Consider the following 18,982-nt stretch of genomic DNA (forward strand, 5'->3'; position numbering starts at 1 on the left):
CCGGCGCCGTTCTGCGCCGGGTTTTGTGACGTATGCAGCACATCTGCCCGCTACAGCACTCGGTCGTGCTATGCCCTTTCGAGCGCGGCCATCTCCCGCACGATCACCAGCAGCATCGACAGGCTCGCGCCGCCCGTGGCCCGCAAATCGGCAAGCAGACGCGCATAACGCTCGAGTTGCGCGGTGCGCTTCTCGCGCCATGCCTGAACCAATGCGTCCGGCGTGGATGCCTCGTCGGCGCCGGCCAGCGCGCTCGTGGTCAGCGCGCGTTTCAGGCGTGCAAGCTCCGCCAGCGCGGTGGCGCGCGCCAGCATGTCCCAATGCGTGGGTGCCGGCAGCGCGGCCGCGCGCTCGCTGATCCAGCCGTAGTTCAGCAGCGTGCCGAGTGCGAAGTAGACGCCCGCCACGAGTTCGAGACTGCGTCCGCAGGTCGACGCCACTTCGGCGATGTCGAGCAAAGCCGCCGAGATTTCGCCACTGGCGATCCGCACCGCCAGTTCGCTATCGACACCCGCGTCCACCAGCACGCGTTGCCGCTCGGACAGCGCGTCGAGATCGGCGCTCGGCAGCAGCGCGGGCCATTGCGGCGCGAGGCGTTGCGCCGCGTCGCGGCAGCGTGCGAGCAGGCCAGCAACATCGCCGGCGCTAACCGCTCCCGATTGCAACTGCCGCAGGAACCACAGCGCCGAACGTTCAACGAGCCGCGCCACTTCGACGAACATGCGCGCCTGCACATCGTCGGCGACACGGTTATCGAGTGCGTCGATACTGCGCCACACGTCGTCGAGATCGAACACGTCACGCGCCATGATGCAGGCCCGCACGATATCGCCAGGCTGTGCATCGGTCTCCTCCATCAGCCGATGCACGAACTCGCAGCCCACGCGATTCACCAACGCGTTGGTCAGATGCGTCGCAAGAATTTCGCGCCGCAACGGGTGACGTTGCATCGGTTCGCTAAAGCGCTGCCGCAGCGGCTTCGGAAAGTATTCGATCAGCATGTCGCTGACGAGCGGGTCTTCCGGCATCGACGATTCGAGCAGCGCGTCATACAGCCACATCTTGCTATAGGCAAGCAGCACAGCACGTTCCGGCGTGGTCAGCCCTTGTTTCGCTGCCTGACGCTCGGCGACTTCTTCATCAGTCGGCAAGAACTCGATCACCCGGTTCAGGCGGCCTGCGCGCTCGAGATAGCGCATCAGGCGCGCTTCGGCATCGAGCAACTCGACGCCATAGCGCCCCGCAATCGAGAGCGCCTGGGTCTGGTAATAGTTGTCTTGCAGGACGAGCAAGCCGACTTCATCGGTCATTTCCGCGAGCAGTGCATTACGCTGTTTCTCGGTCATTTCGCCATCGGAGACGACCAGACCCAGCAGGATCTTGATGTTGACCTCGTGATCCGAACAGTCCACCCCGGCGGAGTTGTCGATCGCATCGGTATTGATGCGGCCGCCGCGCTGCGCGAATTCAATGCGCCCGAATTGCGTGAGGCCGAGATTGCCGCCTTCCGCCACCACCTTGCAGTGCAGATCGGCGCCGTTGACACGGATCGCATCATTGGCGCGGTCGCCCACCTGCAGATGCGTTTCGCGGCTCGCCTTCACATAGGTGCCGATACCGCCGTTGTAGAGCAGATCGACAGGCGCCTGCAGAATCGCGCGCATCAATTCAGCGGGCGCGAGCGCCGGTGCGCTGATGCCAAGTACAGATTGCACGGCCGGAGACAATGGAATCGTCTTGGCAGTGCGCGGAAACACGCCACCGCCCGCCGAGATCAGTGACGGGTCGTAGTCAGCCCAACTCGACCGGTCAAGCCCGAACAGCCGCCCGCGTTCGGCAAGGCTTACCGCCGGATCGGGATTCGGATCGAGAAAGATATGCCGATGATCGAACGCGGCGACCAGCTTGATATGCGGCGAGAGCAGCATGCCGTTGCCGAATACATCGCCCGACATATCGCCGACACCCACGACCGTGAAATCAGTTGCTTGCGTATCGACGCCCATTTCGCGGAAGTGCCGTTTGACCGACTCCCATGCGCCGCGCGCCGTGATCGCCATTTTCTTGTGGTCATAACCGACCGAACCGCCCGACGCAAAGGCGTCGTCAAGCCAGAAACCGTATTCCTGGGAGATCGCGTTCGCGTAGTCGGAGAAGGTGGCCGTGCCCTTGTCGGCGGCGACGACCAGATAAGGATCGTCGGGGTCATGCCGCACCACATCGGGCGGCGGCACCACCGTCGTACCCGTGAGGTTGTCGGTCAAATCGAGCAGGCCGCGCAAGAACGTCTGGTAGCAGGCGATGCCTTCACGCATCCACGCGTCGCGTTCAGTCTGCGGCGGCGGATTCTTCACGACGAAACCGCCTTTGGAGCCAACCGGCACGATCACCACGTTCTTGACCATCTGCGCTTTCATCAAGCCGAGGACTTCCGTGCGGAAGTCCTCACGCCGATCCGACCAGCGCAGACCACCGCGCGCAACACGGCCACCGCGCAAATGCACGCCTTCCACACGCGGCGAGTACACCCAGATTTCGAACATCGGTTTCGGTTCGGGCAAACCGGGCACCTGGGCGGGATTGAATTTGAACGACAGATACGGTTTCGGATGGCCGTCGGTGTCGAAGCGATAGTAGTTCGTGCGCTGTGTGGCCTTGATGACGCCGAGGAATTGCCGGAGTATCCGGTCCTCGTCGAGATTCGGCACCTGATCGAGCGCGCCTTCGATCGTCTTCAGCAAGTTGTCGACGCGAGCTTCGCGCGTATCGCCAAGCACCGGATCAAAACGTGCAATGAACAACTCGACCAGCATGCGGGCAATTGCCGGATTACCGGTGACCGCGCGTTCGATATACGCGTCGCTGAACGTCGAACCCACTTGCCTCAGGTACTTGGCGTAGGCACGCAGAATCGTCACCTCACGCGCGCTCAGTTGTGCGCGCAACACCAGGCGATTGAAATCGTCACTTTCGATTCCACCGGTCCACACCTGTTCAAACGCATCTTCGAAGAGATCTTTCACGCGTTCGATATCGAACTCCGCATCGTCCGCGAGTTCAAGGCCGAAATCGTGAATCCAGGCAGGCGTAGCGTCGAGTGCTTCGATCAGATAAGGCCGCTCTTCATCGACACGCACGCCGAGATGTTCGAGCATCGGCAAGCTGCGCGACAAGGCAATCGGCAAGCCCGCGCGATAAACCTTGAAACGGAACGCGCGCGGCCCCGATTCGATCGGGCGGTACAGGTTCATGGCGAGCCGCTCGCTGCCCTGCACGCGTTCGATCAGCTCGATATCGCGCACTGCAGTACGGGCCGGATAGTCGTCGCGATAGCCGGGAGGAAACGAATCCGCATAGTGCTGGAGGAGACGGTTGCCCTGCTCTTCGCCGAAGGCATCAAGCAACGCGTCGGCGAGATCGTCCTGCCAGCGGCGCGTGACGTGAACGAGCCGCGCTTCGAGTTCACGCGTGTCGACATGGGGCATGCCCCCGGGCTTCGCATGCACGACAAAGTGAATGCGCGCGAGTGTCGACTCCGATAACAAGGGCGTGAATTCGACGCTTTCCCCGTTGAACGCATCGGTCAGCAGATTGGCGATACGCTGCCGCAGATCGGTGTTGTATTTGTCACGCGGTACGAACACGAGACACGATACGAAGCGGTCAAAACGGTCGCGCCGCACGAACATGCGCGTGCGCTGATGCTCCTGCAAACGCAGCACACCCAGCGCGATATCGTAGAGCTGGTCTTCGTCGGCCTGAAACAGTTCGTCGCGGGGATAGGTTTCGAGCACCGTCACCAGTGATTTGGCCAGGTGGCCCTTGGGCAGGAAACCGGCCCGCCGTACGATGTTCGCGCATTTGCGCCGTACGATCGGAATCTCGGCGGCCGATACGAGGTACGCGGTGGACGTATACAGGCCGATAAAACGCCGCTCGCCGGTCACCTTGCCGTCGGCACCGGTCAGCTTGATGCCGACGTAATCCAGATAGCCCGGCCGATGCACCGTCGCGCGCGAGTTGGCCTTGGTCAGGAAAATGGGCGACGAGCCGGAGATGATTTCGGCAGCCGCCGGTGGCAATGGCGTGATTTCCGCTGCGCCCGCAGGACGCAACTCGTCGCGCAGAATGCCGAGCCCGGAGCCGGGTACCGCACGCAGGCCAAAGCCGATATCGTGCTGCACCAATTCATAGTCGCGCTGGCCGAGAAACGTGAAATGATCCGCCACCATCCATTCGAGGAACGCACGGGCCTCGACCCCTTCCGGTCCCGCTTCGCCGGCCTTCATGCCTTTGACGGTAACGCGCGCGAGTTCGACGATCTTCGGCCAGTCTTCCACCGCGGCGCGTACATCGCGCAACACTCTCGCGATCTCGTCACGCAATGCGTCGAGTTTCGCTGCGTCGCCGCAACGGTCCACCTCGAAGTGAATGAACGAAGCAAGCTGCGAGCGCGTATCAGCGGCATCTTCAGCGCCCTGACCCACGCGCACAATGCTGCCGTCCGGTCCGCGCCAGATGCGGAATACCGGATGCACGACCGAATGGAGCGCGAGCCCGAGGCGATTGACCGCCATCGATACCGAATCGACCAGAAACGGCATGTCGTCGTTGACGATCTCAATCACCGTGTGATCGGAATGCCAGCCATGCTGTTCGAGTATCGGGTTGTAGACGCGCAGCCGTTCGCTGCCTGGCACAAAGCGCTGCGCGGTTTGCCAGTGAGCAAGCGCTGCGCCGTAAAGATCGGCGATGGAGCGGCTTTGAAGGTCGTCGGCGTCGACGAAATCGTAGTAGTGCCGCAGGAAAGGCTCGACGACTTTGAAGGTCGGCTCCGGCAATCGCCCACGCGCAAATTCAAAGACATCGTTCAGCAGGTGCGTGACGGCTTCTTCATTCTTTGCTTGCATGATCAACTCCCCCGGCGGGCGGCAATAGCGAGTATCGCTTGATTCGCATGCATCGTCTGAACCAGGATTATGCGCCTGCCACCCGGAAATCGATGCGCGAGCTCACTTAGGTTATACCCGCTGCCGGAGAACGTGCCGCCTCTGTTTAAAGCGCGGCCTTCAATTCGCCAGCCTCCTGCTTCAGCCATGCCTGAAGCTGTTCGCTGGCCCAGGCCGGGTCATCGTGCGGCAGGTCATGACCGGCCCATTGATGCTCGCGATGCGTTGCGCCCCAGGCTGCCGCGAGCTTGGCCGAACACACAGGATTGACCAGCTTGTCGGCGCGTGAAGAAAGAATCAGCAGCGGGCAATGCGGTTTCGCCGCCGCCGCACTGAAGCGCGCGGCAGCCCACAGCTGCCGTAACGCATTGCCGCGGCTCACGGGCGCGCTGCGGCGAATTTCGCTCCATGCATCGAGATCGGCGCCCAGCGTTTCGACGTTGTTGCACGTCAGTCGATGAATGCCGCTTTCCGCGCGCGGCGCATCGCGCCAGTGTGCTGCGACGCCCAGCAGGCCCGGCCATGCCGATGGACGCAAGCGCTCGTGCATGCGGCTGAACGGCCGCATGCTGGTATTGATCAACACGAGCCGCTCGATTTCGCCGGGATGCCGTTGCGCCCAGTCGGTCGCCACCATGCCGCCGAGCGACATTGCCAGCACGCGATAAGGACCTGCCGCACCCGTTTGCAATGCAGCAATCCGCACGAAGCCCACCATATCCTCGACCGTGGCCGGCGCGCGCAAGTGCACGAACTCGCCATTGCCGGGCAGATCGAGCAGCAACAGGCGATCCGTGCCGGTCGCCTCGCGCAGCAAGCCAGGCAAACGACCCCAGTGGCGTGTTTCGCGCGTCAGTCCACGCAAAAGAATCCACGTGCTCATAGCGCTTCCGGCATGGTCCAGTGATCGATCGCGCATTGCAGCAGTTCCTCGCGACGATTGCCTTGCGGCAGCCAGCGTTGCGACGAGAACGCCGCACGCGCGAGAAAATCGAGCAGATTCGCGTGACGCCGCAGCACGCGTGCGGTGCGATGCGCCTTGACCGGATTGAACATGCCCTGGCGCGAAAACAGCTGGCGCGGATTCTTCTTGATCCACAGCCACGAACCGAGTTCGAGCGTCATCGGCAGGAAGACGTTGGGTGGCGGCGTACGGTCGTACGCGAAGTCCCACAGATCGCCATGCAACAGATACTGGTGGCTCTGCGGCTCGAACGCGTAGCCATGATGCGGATGCGCGCGCTCGAACATGGTTTTCAGCACGTACATTTCCGGCAGATGCGGCATCAGCTTGCGCGTGCGCGCGTACGGAAACCAGATGCTGTCGCGCCAGCCGTACCCCGAGTGGCAGTCGAGCGCGATGCTCAGGGGCCGCGTGGCCATGTCGGTTTCGACCACTCGCAGGAGTGCTGCGGCCTCGGGCTCCATCGGCTCGCCTTGCCGGCCGCGATACCACGGCAGCCAGGCGCCCACCCGCTGACCGCCGGCGAGCAGCGGCACGCGTTCGTCGGCGTTCTGCGGCGCATTGCGCATCAGATCGACGCCATTGGGATTGGCCCGCGTGGCGGCCCACATGCCGCCCGGATTGACGATCGGCATAAAGATCAGACGAATCGATTGCAACTGCCGTACCAGCAGTTCGTCCCATTCCAGCCGGGCGAGCAGCGCGCGCATGTAGTCGAGCACGAGTTGCGAGCCGATCCGTTCGAGTCCGTGAATGCCGCCAAAAAACCCGATTGCCGGCGCGAGCGGATCGGTTGACCCGATGCTCGCGGTGTGCACGGCGAATTGCCGGCCCCGCACCGTCGTCTCGCAGACGGTGCGGATCTCGAAGCTGGCGCTGCCCTGGTCGAGGATCGTCCTGAGATCTTCGTACTCCGCAAAACTATCGGGCAGAAAGCTCAAAGGCTGCATGACGACGTCGAAAAGGAACTGCAAGGTTATTGGGGACGGCTCACCGAATGACGCAATATAGCCTGGCTGCGCGTGATCATGCGCAGCCCACCCTGTTCAATGCAAATCATGTCATGCGGGTGTCATTTTCTGTTCGAACGAATGACTTCTGTCTGCCTTCCTGGCGACTCAAAAAAGACACATATAGATATAGTCGTCTAGACGTTGCGATGCCTTCACTCAACCGTCACAGACGCTTCCTAGAATGAGCCCCACACATGCCGGCAATGGCCGGATGCATCAAGGGGTACTCATGGAAGCAATTCGGGAAGCTATTCGCATCGAACGGTTGAGCAAAACGTTCGGCAACGGCCGCAAGGCGCTGGACGAAGTCGATCTGCGCGTCGAGCCGGGCGAAATGGTTGCGTTAATTGGAGCCTCGGGCTCGGGCAAGTCGACACTGCTGCGGCATATCGCGGGCTTCACGGCCTCGGATGCGCAACCGTCGCAGATCGCGATTCTCGGCAGGCCGATCCAGCAGAACGGCCGCATTGTGCGTGAAGTGCGCAGCATTCGCCGCGATATCGGTTTCGTGTTCCAGCAATTCAATCTGGTGAACCGGCTTACCGTGGAAAGCAACGTACTGATCGGCGCGCTCGCGCGGCTGCCTTTGTGGCGCCGTTTGAGCGGGCGCTTTCCGGCTGCGGAGCGGGCGTTGTCGATGGCCGCGCTCAATGAAGTCGGCATCGGCGACCATGCGCGCGAACGCGCCGCCAACCTCTCCGGTGGTCAGCAGCAACGCGCGGCATTGGCGCGTGCTCTGGTACAACGCGCACGCATCGTGCTCGCCGACGAACCGATCGCTTCGCTCGACCCTGAATCGTCGCGCCGCGTGATGGAGATGCTGCGCACCCTCAACATCGAACATCAACTGACTGTGCTGGTATCGCTGCATCAGGTCGACATCGCAATGCAGTACTGCCCGCGCACCGTTGCACTGCGTCGCGGCAAGGTGGTCTACGACGGCCCCTCTGCCGCGCTGAGCCCTGCCCTGCTCAAGAAACTCTACGGCGACGATGCCCGTGAACTGCTCGAAGAGACCAACGCAGATGGCGTGGTCAATCAGGCGGACAGCAACGCACCGGCGCAAGACACCGAATCCACCTCGACGCGTTACGCGTTCGCCCTCAATCCGGCGCACTCGAACTGAGCGCGCCCACTCATTCTGTTCACTCAACCGGACCTCAAAGCGATGAAATTCCTGCGTTCATTGATTACGCTGACCGTCGGCGCGGCCGCATTTGCCTGCGTCGCCACCGCACAAGCCGAGGACATCAATCTCGGCATCATCTCGACCGATTCGTCCTCCGTGCTGAAACAACGCTGGGAGCCCCTGATCGACGACATGAACAAGCAAACCGGCCTGAACGTCAAAGCGTTCTTCGCGACCGACTACGCCGGCATCATCGAAGGCATGCGCTTTAACAAGGTACAGGTCGGCTATTTCGGCAATGCCTCGGCGATCGAAGCCGTGGATCGCTCGCAAGGCGAAGTGTTCGCGAAGGTCCTGTATCTGAATGGCGACGCGGGTTACAAGTCGGTGCTGATCACCAATGTGAACAGCCGCTTCAAGACGCTCGACGACGTGTTCAAAAACACGAAGGACGTCACACTCGGTTTCGGCGATCCGAACTCCACCTCGGGTACGCTGATCCCCGGCTATTACCTGTTCGCCAAGCACAACACGCCGGTGAACACCTCGTTCAAGGCCGTGCTGCCGTCGAGCCACGAAGCGAATTTGCTGGCTGTGGTGAACAACAAGATCGACATCGCGACCAACAACACCGAGATGCTCGACACGCTGAAGAAGCAGCATCCGGACAAGTTTGCGCAAGTGCGCGTGTTGTGGACGTCGCCGCTGATTCCTTCGGACCCGCTGGTATGGCGCAAGGATCTGCCGCAAGCCACCAAGGACAAGATCCGCAACTTCTTCGTGAACTACGGCAAGACCGATCCGCATGAAAAACAGGTGATGGCGGCCATCACGGGCTACGCCGGCTTCGCGGCGTCGTCGGATGAACAGTTGCTGCCGATTCGCCAGGTCGCGCTGTTCCAGCAGAAGCAGAAGATCGAGAGCGACACGCATCTTTCCGACGACGACCGCAAGACCCAACTGGCCGCACTCGACGCCAAGCTGAGCGCACTCAACACCGCCGTAGCCAAGCAATGAACACTGTTGATCTGATCACGTCGCCCACGCGTGCGAGCGAAGCGCTCGCCGCGCAGGCGGCGCGCGCCGCCCCTGCTGCGGGCAAGCGCAGCTGGTTGTCGCTCGTCGGCTGGATCGTCGTGCTTGCGATGTTGGGTGGCGCATGGCACGGCGCCGATATGCGACCGCTCGACCTGCTCTCCGATTCCGGCAACATGGGGCAGTTCGCCAAGGACTTCTTCCCGCCGGACTTCACCGAATGGCGCAGCTATCTGCACGAGATGTATGTGACGCTGTCGGTGGCGGTGTGGGGCACCGCCCTCTCGCTGGTGTGCGCGGTGCCGTGTGGGCTGATGTCGGCACACAACATGGCGCCGATGTGGATCGTTCAGCCGATGCGCCGCATGATGGACGCGTGCCGCGCGATCAATGAAATGGTCTTCGCGATGCTGTTCATCGTCGCGGTGGGACTCGGTCCGTTCGCCGGCGTGCTGGCGTTGTGGGTGCACACCACCGGCGTGCTCGCCAAGCTCTTCGCCGAAGCGGTCGAGGCAATCGATCCGCGTCCGGCCGAAGGTGTACGCGCTACCGGCGCGACCAGTCTCGACGAAATCATTTACGGCGTGCTGCCGCAAGTACTGCCGTTGTGGATCTCGTATGCGCTATATCGCTTCGAATCGAACGTGCGCTCGGCGATGGTGGTCGGCATGGTCGGCGCGGGCGGGATCGGCGTGGTGTTGTACGAGGCGATCCGCTCGTTCAATTACGCGCAGACGGCCGCAGTGATGATCATGGTGATCGTGGTCGTGACGGTAATCGATCTGGCGTCCGCGTGGCTGCGCGAACGCGTGACGTGACGCCGCCGGACTCTGCCCGGCGAGTTCCGGCATTGCCGGCCTGCTTCAAGGCTGGCGAGGCGCCAAAGTACCATTGAGCGCCTCGCTGACCTTGCCGAAGAACGCTTCATAGTCTCCACGCGCCAGCACGGTCTTCGTGCGGGCGTCGCCATTGCTGTCCCACACCGTATTGTCGAAACGCGCCCGCACGATGACACCTTGACCGCCTTCAGCCGCCCGTACACTGACGAGCGCCGCGGTGTACTGGTGATCGGGTTTGGCCGGCAGCATACTGATACGCGTTTTCAGCACGCCACGCAGCACTTCCCGCCACTTCGGCACCAGCACTTCGGCGCGGCCGGCTTCTACCAGCGCCGTATCCTTTTCCACGGTAACCGGAGCGTAGCCGCTTGATTTCAATGCGGCGGCGACCGCCGTCAGCGCCTGCTCACGCGTCGAACCCGGAAAGCTGTGGTCGCGCATGGCCGCGAGCGCGTTGCGTTCGCTGTCAGTCAGATCCACGCTTACCTGACGTGAACTGTATTTGACCGCGGTGCCGCCCGAGCCTGTCACCCGCTCGTTCGGATCCGGCGTTGTACATGCCCCCAGTATCGCGACGACACCCGCGCTCACGCAGACGCTGCGCCATAACGGGCGAAGCCGCAGCCTGGGATAATAGAAAAACTGCGTTGTGGCGCGCTGCTGCACAGGCAATGCCATCGCGGTGACCATTGATAGAAAACGCTATCGTAAAAGTACGAAGCCGATATCTTCAATTGAAAGTTTCTGTTAGAAATACAAGAAATACTTGGATATAGGGCTTTTCATGCGGCGCCTGCCCCCACTCAATACGCTGCGCAGCTTCGAGGCCGCTGGGCGCCTCGGCAGCCTCACCAAAGCCGCAGAAGAACTGTGCGTCACGCATAGCGCGATAACGCAGCAGATTCGCGCGCTCGAAGATTATCTCGGGCAAAAGCTGTTCGAACGCAATGGCCGCACACTGCAAATGACGCCGCGCGCCAGACACTACCTGATCGATGTCGCCAGTTGTCTGGGCCGATTAGCCGAAGCCACCGCGCAAATGAGCCGTACCACTGCGCGGCGAACGATCCGCGTGAATACATCGGCGTCGTTCGCGCACGGCTGGCTGATTCCACGCCTCGCGCGCTTTCACGCGTTGCAACCCGAGATCGATGTGCAGATCGCTACCACCAACGACCTCAACATCGATCTCGTCGACGAATCGCACGATGCAATCATCCGCCGCTACGAACCGAGCCTGCGGCGCTATGGCTTCGACTCACGGCCACTTATTGCCAATGTGGCCGTACCCGTGTGCTCTCCCGACCTGCGCGAACTGGATGCGCTGCATACACCCGCCGATTTGCGGCAAGTGCGGCTGCTGCACTATGCGGGCTTGCCGGAGGCCTGGCAGTACTGGTTCCATTGCGCGGAGGTGTCGGTTGGAGAAACGCTCGGCGGCCCGTTCTATGAGCAGTTCTTCTTACTCGTGCAGGCGGCCGCGAGCGGACTCGGCGTGGCGCTCGCGCCTCAGGCGATCGTCGAAGAAGACGTGCAACGCGGACGGCTGGTCGCACTCTTTCCCGAAGTCAAACTGGAAGGGCCGCCGTTTCATTGCCTGTATCGCGTGGCGCCCCAGGATCGCGAACTCAACGTGTTTCTCGACTGGTTGTTTGGCGATGCCGCTCAGGTGCCGGCGGCCGTGTCCAAAAATGCCCCAAAGTCCCTGTAGCTCAAGCGTGATTCGTCTGTTCCCGCGTTCTGCTGGAATAATCACGTGCTTGCGGCCGGCCCCCTGGCTTTCTTTCTCCTCTCCCTGATCTTTGATGGACACCTTTGTCGTCTTGCTGGTCCTGCTCTCCGCGCTGCTTCACGCTACCTGGAACGCGTTTCTGCATCTATCCGAAGACCGCGTATGGCTGCTCGGCATGATGGCGATTCCGTATGTCGCTGTCAGCGCGGTCGGCGTGATCGTGCTGCCTTTGCCTGCACCGGCGGCGTGGCCTTATATTTTCGCGTCGGTCGTACTCGAATTTGGCTATCTGCTGGCACTGATCCGCGCTTATAAGAGCGGCGATTTCGGGCAAATCTATCCGATCGCGCGTGGTCTTTCGCCGATGCTCGTATTCGTCGGCGCGTTGGTATTCGCACACGAATCGCTCAAGCCGCTGGCGGCCGCCGGCGTGGCGCTGGTGTCGCTCGGCATCGTCTCACTCGCGTTCCGCCGCGGCATGCGGTTTTCCGGCGAAAGCGTGCCGTTCGCGCTGCTGACGGGCTTCTTCATCGCTACATATTCGGTCGTCGACGGAATCGGCGCGCGCGTGGCGGGCAACGGTCTGAGCTACATCATGTGGGTCTATCTGATCTGGAATATCCCGCAGTTTCTGCTTGCGTGGCATTGGCGCGGAGGCGCGAAGGGCTTGTTCATCGGGCGCACGGTGGTGTTCAAGGGCATTGCGTCCGGCGCGCTCGCACTGTCCGCCTATTGCCTGATCATCGAGGCCTACCGCTATCTGCCGATCGCGACGGTCTCCGCGCTGCGTGAGCTCAGTTCGATCTTCGCGGTGCTGATCGGCTGGTTGTTCATGCAGGAGAAGCTGACGGCACGGCGTATCGCGGCGTGCGCGCTGGTTACGTTGGGGGCGGTGTTGATTCGGATTTGAGGCACGAAGCCTCCGCCAGCATTCGTTTCGTTTATTGCGATTTCGAATATTTCGATTTACAATGCCGAATTCGAAAGGAACCGTGCCATGAACACCTCGATTCACCCCACGCCGCTCCCTTCAGCGCAAGAGGCTGAGCTCGCCCGTGTATCCGGCCGGAATCTGTCAGTCGTGCTCTCAAGCCGCGCCGAAACGCAGCAGTTCGACTTCAAAGACAGCAAGGGCGAAACACGCAGCGTGGAGTTGCCGACGTCGGTCGTCCGGCTGATGGTCGACGTCCTCGCGGAAATCGGCCAGGGCAATGCCGTGTCGATCATCCCCATTCATGCCGAGCTGACCACGCAGGAAGCGGCGGATCTGCTCAACGTCTCGCGGCCGTACTTCGTGCAGTTGCTGGAGAAGAAGGACATCCCTTTCCGGAAGGTGAACACGCATCGGCGCGTGCGCTATGAAGACGTGATGGCATATAAGAATCGAATCGACTCGGAACGCCGCAAGGCGCTGGACGAACTCGCGGCCTTGTCACAGGAAATGGGTCTGGAATAATCAATTTCGTCACATTTCACCGCGATTTACGACGCTTGCGTTCTGTACTCCCAACCATTACGAAACCTGTTGATGCGTCTGGCGCTAACCGACCTCTACCGTGCGCGCTGGACGCCGGCTATTCATGACGAGTGGACCCGCAATCTGATTGCAAATCGTCCTGACCTCGATCCCGTCAAGATCTATCGCGTCCGCGACCTGATGGACGCGCACGTTCGGGATGCCTTGGTCGACAACTACGAGCATTTGATGCCGGCCATCGATTTGCCGGACCCTGATGATGCACATGTGGTCGCCGCAGCCGTGCATTGCGGCGCGGAACTTATCGTCACGTTTAACCTGAAGGACTTTCCGGTCGATGCATTGAGCACCTTCAATGTAGCGGCCCAACATCCTGACGACTTCATCGCGGATCTCTTCGATCTGAACCAGGCGAAAGTTCTCGAAGCGATGGCTGAGCACAGGAAATCATTGAAAAACCCGCCCAAGTCTGTCGAAGAATACCTCGACACGCTGGCCGGGCTGGGTCTTACGCAAACCGTTTCCGTAGTCCGGCCCTACAGCATAGCTATCTGAAAAGCACTTTCACCTATGCTCAGGCCCACCCTCACGCGAACTGTATAAGCGTCGCGTCAATCGCCTCAGCCAGCGTATTGAACGCCGGCGCGATCTCCTCGTCCGGCACACAGGCATAGCCGATCAGCAGGCCCGACGGCGCCAACGCCGGCTGCGCGTAATACCCCGACAACGGCCGTACGACGATATTGCGCTCCAGCGCCGCCGTAGCCACTGCACGGTCGTTACTGCCGTCAGGCAATTGCATCACCAGATGCAAACCGGCATCGCCGCCCACGGCCGGCAACGCGTCGCCATAACGCTGCGCGGCAGCGTCCAGCAGGGTCTGGCGACGCTGCCCGTAGAGCGTACGCATCTTGCGGATATGCGACGTGAAATGCCCTTCCGCGATGAATTCCGCGAGCATCGCCTGCTGCAACAACTGCCCTTCCCGATACAACTCCGCGCTCGCGGTCGCAAAGCTCTCCGCCAGCGCTTCCGGCACGACCAGGTAGCCGATGCGCAAGCCCGGAAACAGCGTCTTGCCGAAGCTGCCCACGTAAATCACCTGCCCGGACTTATCCAGACCCTGAAGCGATGCCAGCGGCCGGCTGCCATAGCGGTATTCGCTGTCGTAGTCGTCTTCAATGATCCAGCACTGATTCTGCCGCGCGTACTCAAGCAACATGCGCCGCCGCGCGAGGCTCATCACCATGCCCAGCGGATACTGATGCGATGGCGTGACGAGCATCAGCTTCGGCGGTTGCGCGAGATCGTCGGCGGAAGGATTGATACCTTCTTCGTCGACGGCGATCGGCCGCGATTGCAGGCCGGACACGTGCAGCACGCTGCGCACGCCCCAATAGCAAGGGTCTTCGGTCCAGATCACGTCGCCCGGATCGGAAAGCAGGCGCACCGCCAGGTCGACCGACTGGTGGATCCCGGTCGTGACAATGATCTGCTCGGGCGTACAACGCACCGAGCGCGACGTCCGCAAATAGTCCGCCAATGCGTGCCGCAACGAGGCCAGGCCGCCGCCTGGCGCGTAGGTCAACAAATCCGGGCGCGGCCGGCGCCAATACTTGTTGTGCAGGCGGCTCCACACGCGCGCCGGAAACTTCGTGACATCCGGCACCCCGGGCATAAACGCACCCCATTGCCGCTTCGACACGCCTGCGCCCGAAATGAGCCTCGTGCCACGCGTCGACAGCGCGCGGCTGCCCTGCAAAGGCAGCGGCAGGGGCAACGACTCGAGCGGCGCGGCCAGCGCCTCGGCGTCGGGCACCCCGATGATCTCGTCCGGCGCGCTTTCGGCGACGAACGTGCCGCGCCCAGTTGCCGAATTCACATAGCCTTCGAGCACCAGCTGCTCATACACCTGCGTGACCGTATTGCGCCCGATGCCCAATTCCTGCGCCAGCAGGCGCGACGATGGCACCCTGCTGCCCGCTGGCAATTCCCGCGAGAGGATCGCTTGCTGCAACAGCCGATGCAGTTGACGATAGATCGGCTGGCCGTTGCCACGGTCGAGGCGCTGCGCCAGCCAGTCGGACAAAACGCTCGCGCGCATGATTGGCTCCTACATTTTTATTGAAATGGCTCTGAAGTTAAGAGCCAAATCTCATTATAGTCGCTGCATGTGCTGCGCTGAGCGTGCGGCGTCCGCAAAAAACCGAGGAGCGAAGGAGATAACCATGAAGAATGCTGACCTGAAGAGCCGCAAAGACGCCGCCACGCCGCGCGGCGTCGGAGTGATGTGCGATTTCTACGCCGAGCGCGCGGAGAATGCCGAGTTGTGGGACGTCGAAGGCCGCCGTTTCATCGATTTCGCAGCGGGCATTGCGGTATGCAACACCGGCCACCGTCACCCGAAGATTCTGGCCGCGATCCGCGACCAGCTCGATCATTTCACGCACACCGCGTATCAGATCGTGCCGTACGCGTCGTACGTCGAACTGGCTGAGAAGATCAACGCGCGCGCACCGGGCGACTATCCGAAGAAAACCGCGTTCTTCACGACGGGCGCCGAAGCCGTTGAAAACGCGATCAAGATTGCGCGCGCCGCGACCGGCCGTCCGGGCGTGATCGCGTTCACCGGCGGTTTCCATGGCCGCACGATGATGGGCATGGCGCTGACCGGCAAGGTCGCGCCGTACAAGATCGGCTTTGGTCCGTTCCCGGCGGACGTGTTCCACGCCCCGTTCCCGAATCCGCTGCATGGCGTGACGACGGCTGATTCGCTGAAGGCGATCGAGTTTCTGTTCAAGGCCGACATCGATCCGAAGCGCGTCGCGGCGATCATTTTCGAACCGGTTCAGGGCGAAGGCGGTTTCTACCCGGCGCCGGCCGAGTTCGTTCGCGCACTGCGCAAGCTGTGCAATGAGCATGGCATTTTGCTGATTGCCGACGAAGTGCAGACGGGTTTTGCACGCACCGGCAAGTTGTTTGCAATGCATCACTATGACGTGGTGCCTGATCTGATGACGATGGCCAAGAGCCTCGCGGGCGGCATGCCGTTGTCGGGTGTGGTCGGACGAGCTGATCTGATGGATGCGGCGGCGCCTGGCGGTTTGGGCGGCACGTATGCGGGTAACCCGCTGGCGGTTGCTTCCGCGCATGCTGTGCTCGATATCATCGATGAAGAGAAGCTCTGCGAGCGGGCTACGGTTCTGGGTGATCGTGTCAAGGCAAAGCTGATCGCGCTTCAGAGCGAAGTTCCGCAGATCGCCGATGTGCGTGGTCCGGGCGGGATGGTTGCCGTTGAGTTCTGCAAGGCAGGTGGCACGGAGCCGGATGCGGAGTTCACCAAGCGGGTACAGACTCGGGCGCTGGAGCGCGGGCTGTTGCTGCTGGTTTGTGGTGTTTATTCGAACGTCGTTCGGTTCCTTTTCCCGCTCACTATTCAAGACTCCGTGTTTGATGAGGCTATGGGGATTCTTGAAGCGGTGCTTAAGGAGAGTGTTGTTGTAGCTGTTTGATTGTTTTTTTTGCCTGCGCGGCGCTTTTTGGTTTTGATGTTTGCCGCGTTGGGCTTTGTTTTTTTTGCCTTTTGCGGCGCTTATTGTTCGTGTTCCTGGTTTTTGTGCCTTTTCTTGTTTTGTTAGTGGTCTATTAGCGTTCCCCCTGTGCGGGGGGGCACCTACTTTTCTTTGCCTGCTGCAAAGAAAAGTAGGCAAAAGAAAGCAGCTTAAACCGCTAATGCTAAGCGGGGCCCGTGGTCTGCTACTGGTAGTGGTGCATCTGGAATCCGTGCTCTCGCGCATTCCGCGCTAGTGACAAAGGTGTCATCAGCTCCCACTCCGCACTGCGTGCGTCGCGGATGGGTTTGCACGGGAAACCATGGGCTTCGGTTGAGGTTTGTGGGGGCCATCGGCTTCGCCTCGGCGACGCGCGTCTGCATTCTCCGAGGAACCCCGCCTCAAATGCTATGGCGGTGCAACGACGAGCCACGGCCCGGTAGCGAGACGCGGGCGTCAAAACGTAGCGAGCGGTTTTAAGAAGTACGCTTCGGCGCGCGCAGCGCCGCCGGAAGTATGACGCCCTTGTCACTGGCGTATGCAGGTGCACGAACCCAGATTCCAGATGCACCACTACCCGCAGCAAGCTACGGTGCCCACTTAGCATTAGCGGTTTGAGCCGCTTTCTTTTGCCTACTTTTCTTTGCGGCAAGCAAAGAAAAGTAGGTGCCCCCCCGCACAGGGGGAACACTAATAGACCACTAACAAAACAAGGAAAGGCCAAAGCCCCAGGAACACGGACAAAAAAGCGCCGCGAAGGCAAAAAACCTCAAATCCAAACCCCAAAGGAACAAACCAAAAATGCCAACGCTAGCCCTAAAAGACCCCTCCCTTCTAAAAACAAAAGCCTACATATCAGGCGAATGGCAATCCGCCGAAGACACCACAACATTCGAAGTAAAAAACCCCGCCACAGGCGAAACAATCGCCACAGTGCCCCGCATGGGCACATCCGAAACCCGCCGTGCAATCGACACGGCGAACGCCGCCTGGCCAGCATGGCGAGCCACCACCGCCAAACAACGCGCCACGATCCTGCGTAAATGGCATGACCTCATGCTGGAAAACGCCGACGATCTGGCAACGATCCTCACCAGCGAACAAGGCAAACCCCTCGCCGAAGCAAAAGGCGAAATCCTCTACGCCGCCTCGTTCCTGGAATGGTTCGCCGAAGAAGGCAAACGCGTCAACGGTGACACCATCCCCACACCGGCAAACGACAAACGCATCGTCGTGACGAAAGAACCGATCGGTGTCTGCGCAGCCATCACGCCGTGGAATTTCCCGGCGGCCATGATCACGCGTAAAGTCGGCCCGGCACTCGCCGCCGGCTGCCCGATCATTGTCAAACCGGCCGAAGCCACGCCGCTCTCGGCGCTCGCTCTCGCCGTGCTGGCCGAGCGCGCCGGTGTGCCACGCGGTGTGTTCAACGTCGTCACAGGCGAGCCGAAAGCGATCGGCGCGGAGATGACCGGCAATCCGATCGTGCGCAAACTGTCGTTCACTGGTTCGACGCCGGTCGGCCGTCTGCTGATGGCGCAGTGCGCACCGACAGTCAAGAAAGTGTCGCTCGAACTCGGTGGCAACGCACCGTTCATCGTCTTCGAAGATGCGGACCTGGATGCGGCCGTAGCCGGCGCCATCGCATCGAAATATCGCAATAGCGGCCAGACCTGCGTGTGCACGAATCGCTTCTACGTACACGATAAAGTCTACGACGCATTCGCCGAAAAACTGCGCGTCGCCGTCGAACAGCTCAAGGTCGGCCGCGGCACCGAAGACGGTGTCACGCAAGGTCCGCTGATCAATGAAGCCGCTGTGCTCAAGGTCGAATCGCATATCGAAGACGCCCTCGCCAAAGGCGCACGCATCGTCACCGGCGGCAAGCGCCATGCACTCGGTCATGGCTTCTTCGAGCCGACCGTGCTCGCGGATGTCACGCCGGCCATGAAGGTGGCTCGCGACGAAACCTTCGGCCCGCTCGCGCCGCTGTTCCGCTTCTCGTCGGATGAAGAAGTGATCCGCCTCGCCAACGATACGGAATTCGGCCTCGCGTCGTACTTCTACAGCCGCGATATCGGCCGCGTCTGGCGTGTCGCGGAAGCGCTCGAATACGGCATGGTGGGTATCAACACCGGCCTGATTTCGAACGAAGTCGCGCCGTTCGGTGGCGTCAAGCAATCCGGTCTCGGCCGCGAAGGCTCGCAATACGGTATCGACGACTACGTCGTGATCAAGTACATGTGCGTCGGCGGGATCTGAGCCTTTACTGTAACGGCTCGAATATTGGAGT

Annotated in this window: 14 protein-coding genes; 9 read left to right on the forward strand and 5 right to left on the reverse strand. The window is 61.3% G+C overall.

Translation table 11 applies throughout. The annotated features are described in order from the left end of the window. Positions 1–68 precede the first annotated feature (68 nt). The 3 genes from R8871_RS01375 to R8871_RS01385 all read right to left on the reverse strand — a co-directional run bounded on the left by R8871_RS01375 (position 69) and on the right by R8871_RS01385 (position 6,863). Positions 69–4,910, reverse strand: a complete 4,842-nt coding sequence (locus R8871_RS01375) for an NAD-glutamate dehydrogenase (protein ID WP_175048702.1) — start codon at positions 4,908–4,910, stop codon at positions 69–71. Positions 4,911–5,055: 145 nt separating this feature from the next. Next, positions 5,056–5,832, reverse strand: coding sequence for an alpha/beta fold hydrolase (locus tag R8871_RS01380; RefSeq protein ID WP_175048703.1), 777 nt, complete (start codon positions 5,830–5,832; stop codon positions 5,056–5,058). Then, positions 5,829–6,863, reverse strand: a complete 1,035-nt coding sequence (locus R8871_RS01385; RefSeq protein WP_175048704.1) for a M14 family zinc carboxypeptidase — start codon at positions 6,861–6,863, stop codon at positions 5,829–5,831. The genes R8871_RS01380 and R8871_RS01385 overlap by 4 nt, the downstream gene beginning before the upstream one ends. 292 nt (positions 6,864–7,155) lie before the next feature. Between R8871_RS01385 and phnC the strand changes: the two genes are divergently transcribed. The 3 genes from phnC to phnE are packed head-to-tail and all read left to right on the forward strand — an operon-like array spanning position 7,156 to position 9,908. Beyond that, a complete protein-coding gene (phnC, locus tag R8871_RS01390; RefSeq protein ID WP_175048705.1) occupies positions 7,156–8,052 on the forward strand; it encodes a phosphonate ABC transporter ATP-binding protein in 897 nt (298 codons plus the stop codon). A 42-nt stretch (positions 8,053–8,094) separates the two neighbouring features. Continuing rightward, complete coding sequence (phnD, locus tag R8871_RS01395; protein WP_175048706.1) at positions 8,095–9,072, forward strand: phosphonate ABC transporter substrate-binding protein; 978 nt, start codon at positions 8,095–8,097, stop codon at positions 9,070–9,072. Further along, positions 9,069–9,908 (forward strand): phosphonate ABC transporter, permease protein PhnE, encoded by an 840-nt coding sequence (gene phnE / locus R8871_RS01400; RefSeq protein ID WP_175048707.1) that lies wholly within the window; start codon positions 9,069–9,071, stop codon positions 9,906–9,908. The genes phnD and phnE overlap by 4 nt, the downstream gene beginning before the upstream one ends. A 45-nt stretch (positions 9,909–9,953) precedes the next feature. Here the strand turns inward: phnE and R8871_RS01405 are convergent, their stop codons facing one another. Continuing rightward, a complete protein-coding gene (locus R8871_RS01405) occupies positions 9,954–10,607 on the reverse strand; it encodes a hypothetical protein (RefSeq protein ID WP_246287299.1) in 654 nt (217 codons plus the stop codon). Positions 10,608–10,713: 106 nt separating this feature from the next. Here R8871_RS01405 and R8871_RS01410 point away from each other — a divergent pair, with 106 nt between their 5' ends. The 4 genes from R8871_RS01410 to R8871_RS01425 all read left to right on the forward strand — a co-directional run bounded on the left by R8871_RS01410 (position 10,714) and on the right by R8871_RS01425 (position 13,693). After that, positions 10,714–11,640: a LysR substrate-binding domain-containing protein gene (locus R8871_RS01410; protein WP_175048708.1), complete on the forward strand. Its 927-nt coding sequence runs from the start codon at positions 10,714–10,716 to the stop codon at positions 11,638–11,640. Between the two features lie 94 nt (positions 11,641–11,734). Next, entirely contained in the window at positions 11,735–12,571 is an 837-nt protein-coding gene (locus R8871_RS01415) for a DMT family transporter (protein WP_175048709.1), read from the forward strand. An 87-nt stretch (positions 12,572–12,658) separates the two neighbouring features. After that, complete coding sequence (locus R8871_RS01420; protein ID WP_175048710.1) at positions 12,659–13,117, forward strand: helix-turn-helix domain-containing protein; 459 nt, start codon at positions 12,659–12,661, stop codon at positions 13,115–13,117. A 3-nt stretch (positions 13,118–13,120) separates the two neighbouring features. Beyond that, on the forward strand, positions 13,121–13,693 hold the full coding sequence (locus R8871_RS01425) for a PIN domain-containing protein (protein WP_175049931.1): 573 nt from the start codon (positions 13,121–13,123) through the stop codon (positions 13,691–13,693). Positions 13,694–13,724: 31 nt separating this feature from the next. Here R8871_RS01425 and pdxR read toward each other — a convergent pair whose 3' ends face one another. Further along, on the reverse strand, positions 13,725–15,242 hold the full coding sequence (pdxR, locus tag R8871_RS01430; protein WP_175048711.1) for a MocR-like pyridoxine biosynthesis transcription factor PdxR: 1,518 nt from the start codon (positions 15,240–15,242) through the stop codon (positions 13,725–13,727). A gap of 124 nt (positions 15,243–15,366) precedes the next feature. Between pdxR and R8871_RS01435 the strand changes: the two genes are divergently transcribed. Both R8871_RS01435 and R8871_RS01440 read left to right on the forward strand, forming a co-directional pair. After that, positions 15,367–16,650, forward strand: coding sequence for a 4-aminobutyrate--2-oxoglutarate transaminase (locus R8871_RS01435; RefSeq protein WP_175048712.1), 1,284 nt, complete (start codon positions 15,367–15,369; stop codon positions 16,648–16,650). Positions 16,651–17,490: 840 nt separating this feature from the next. Next, a complete protein-coding gene (locus tag R8871_RS01440; RefSeq protein WP_175048713.1) occupies positions 17,491–18,951 on the forward strand; it encodes an NAD-dependent succinate-semialdehyde dehydrogenase in 1,461 nt (486 codons plus the stop codon). The last annotated feature ends 31 nt before the right edge of the window (positions 18,952–18,982 follow it).

Source organism: Paraburkholderia sediminicola (assembly GCF_902859805.1).
GTDB classification, from domain to species: Bacteria; Pseudomonadota; Gammaproteobacteria; order Burkholderiales; family Burkholderiaceae; genus Paraburkholderia; species Paraburkholderia sediminicola.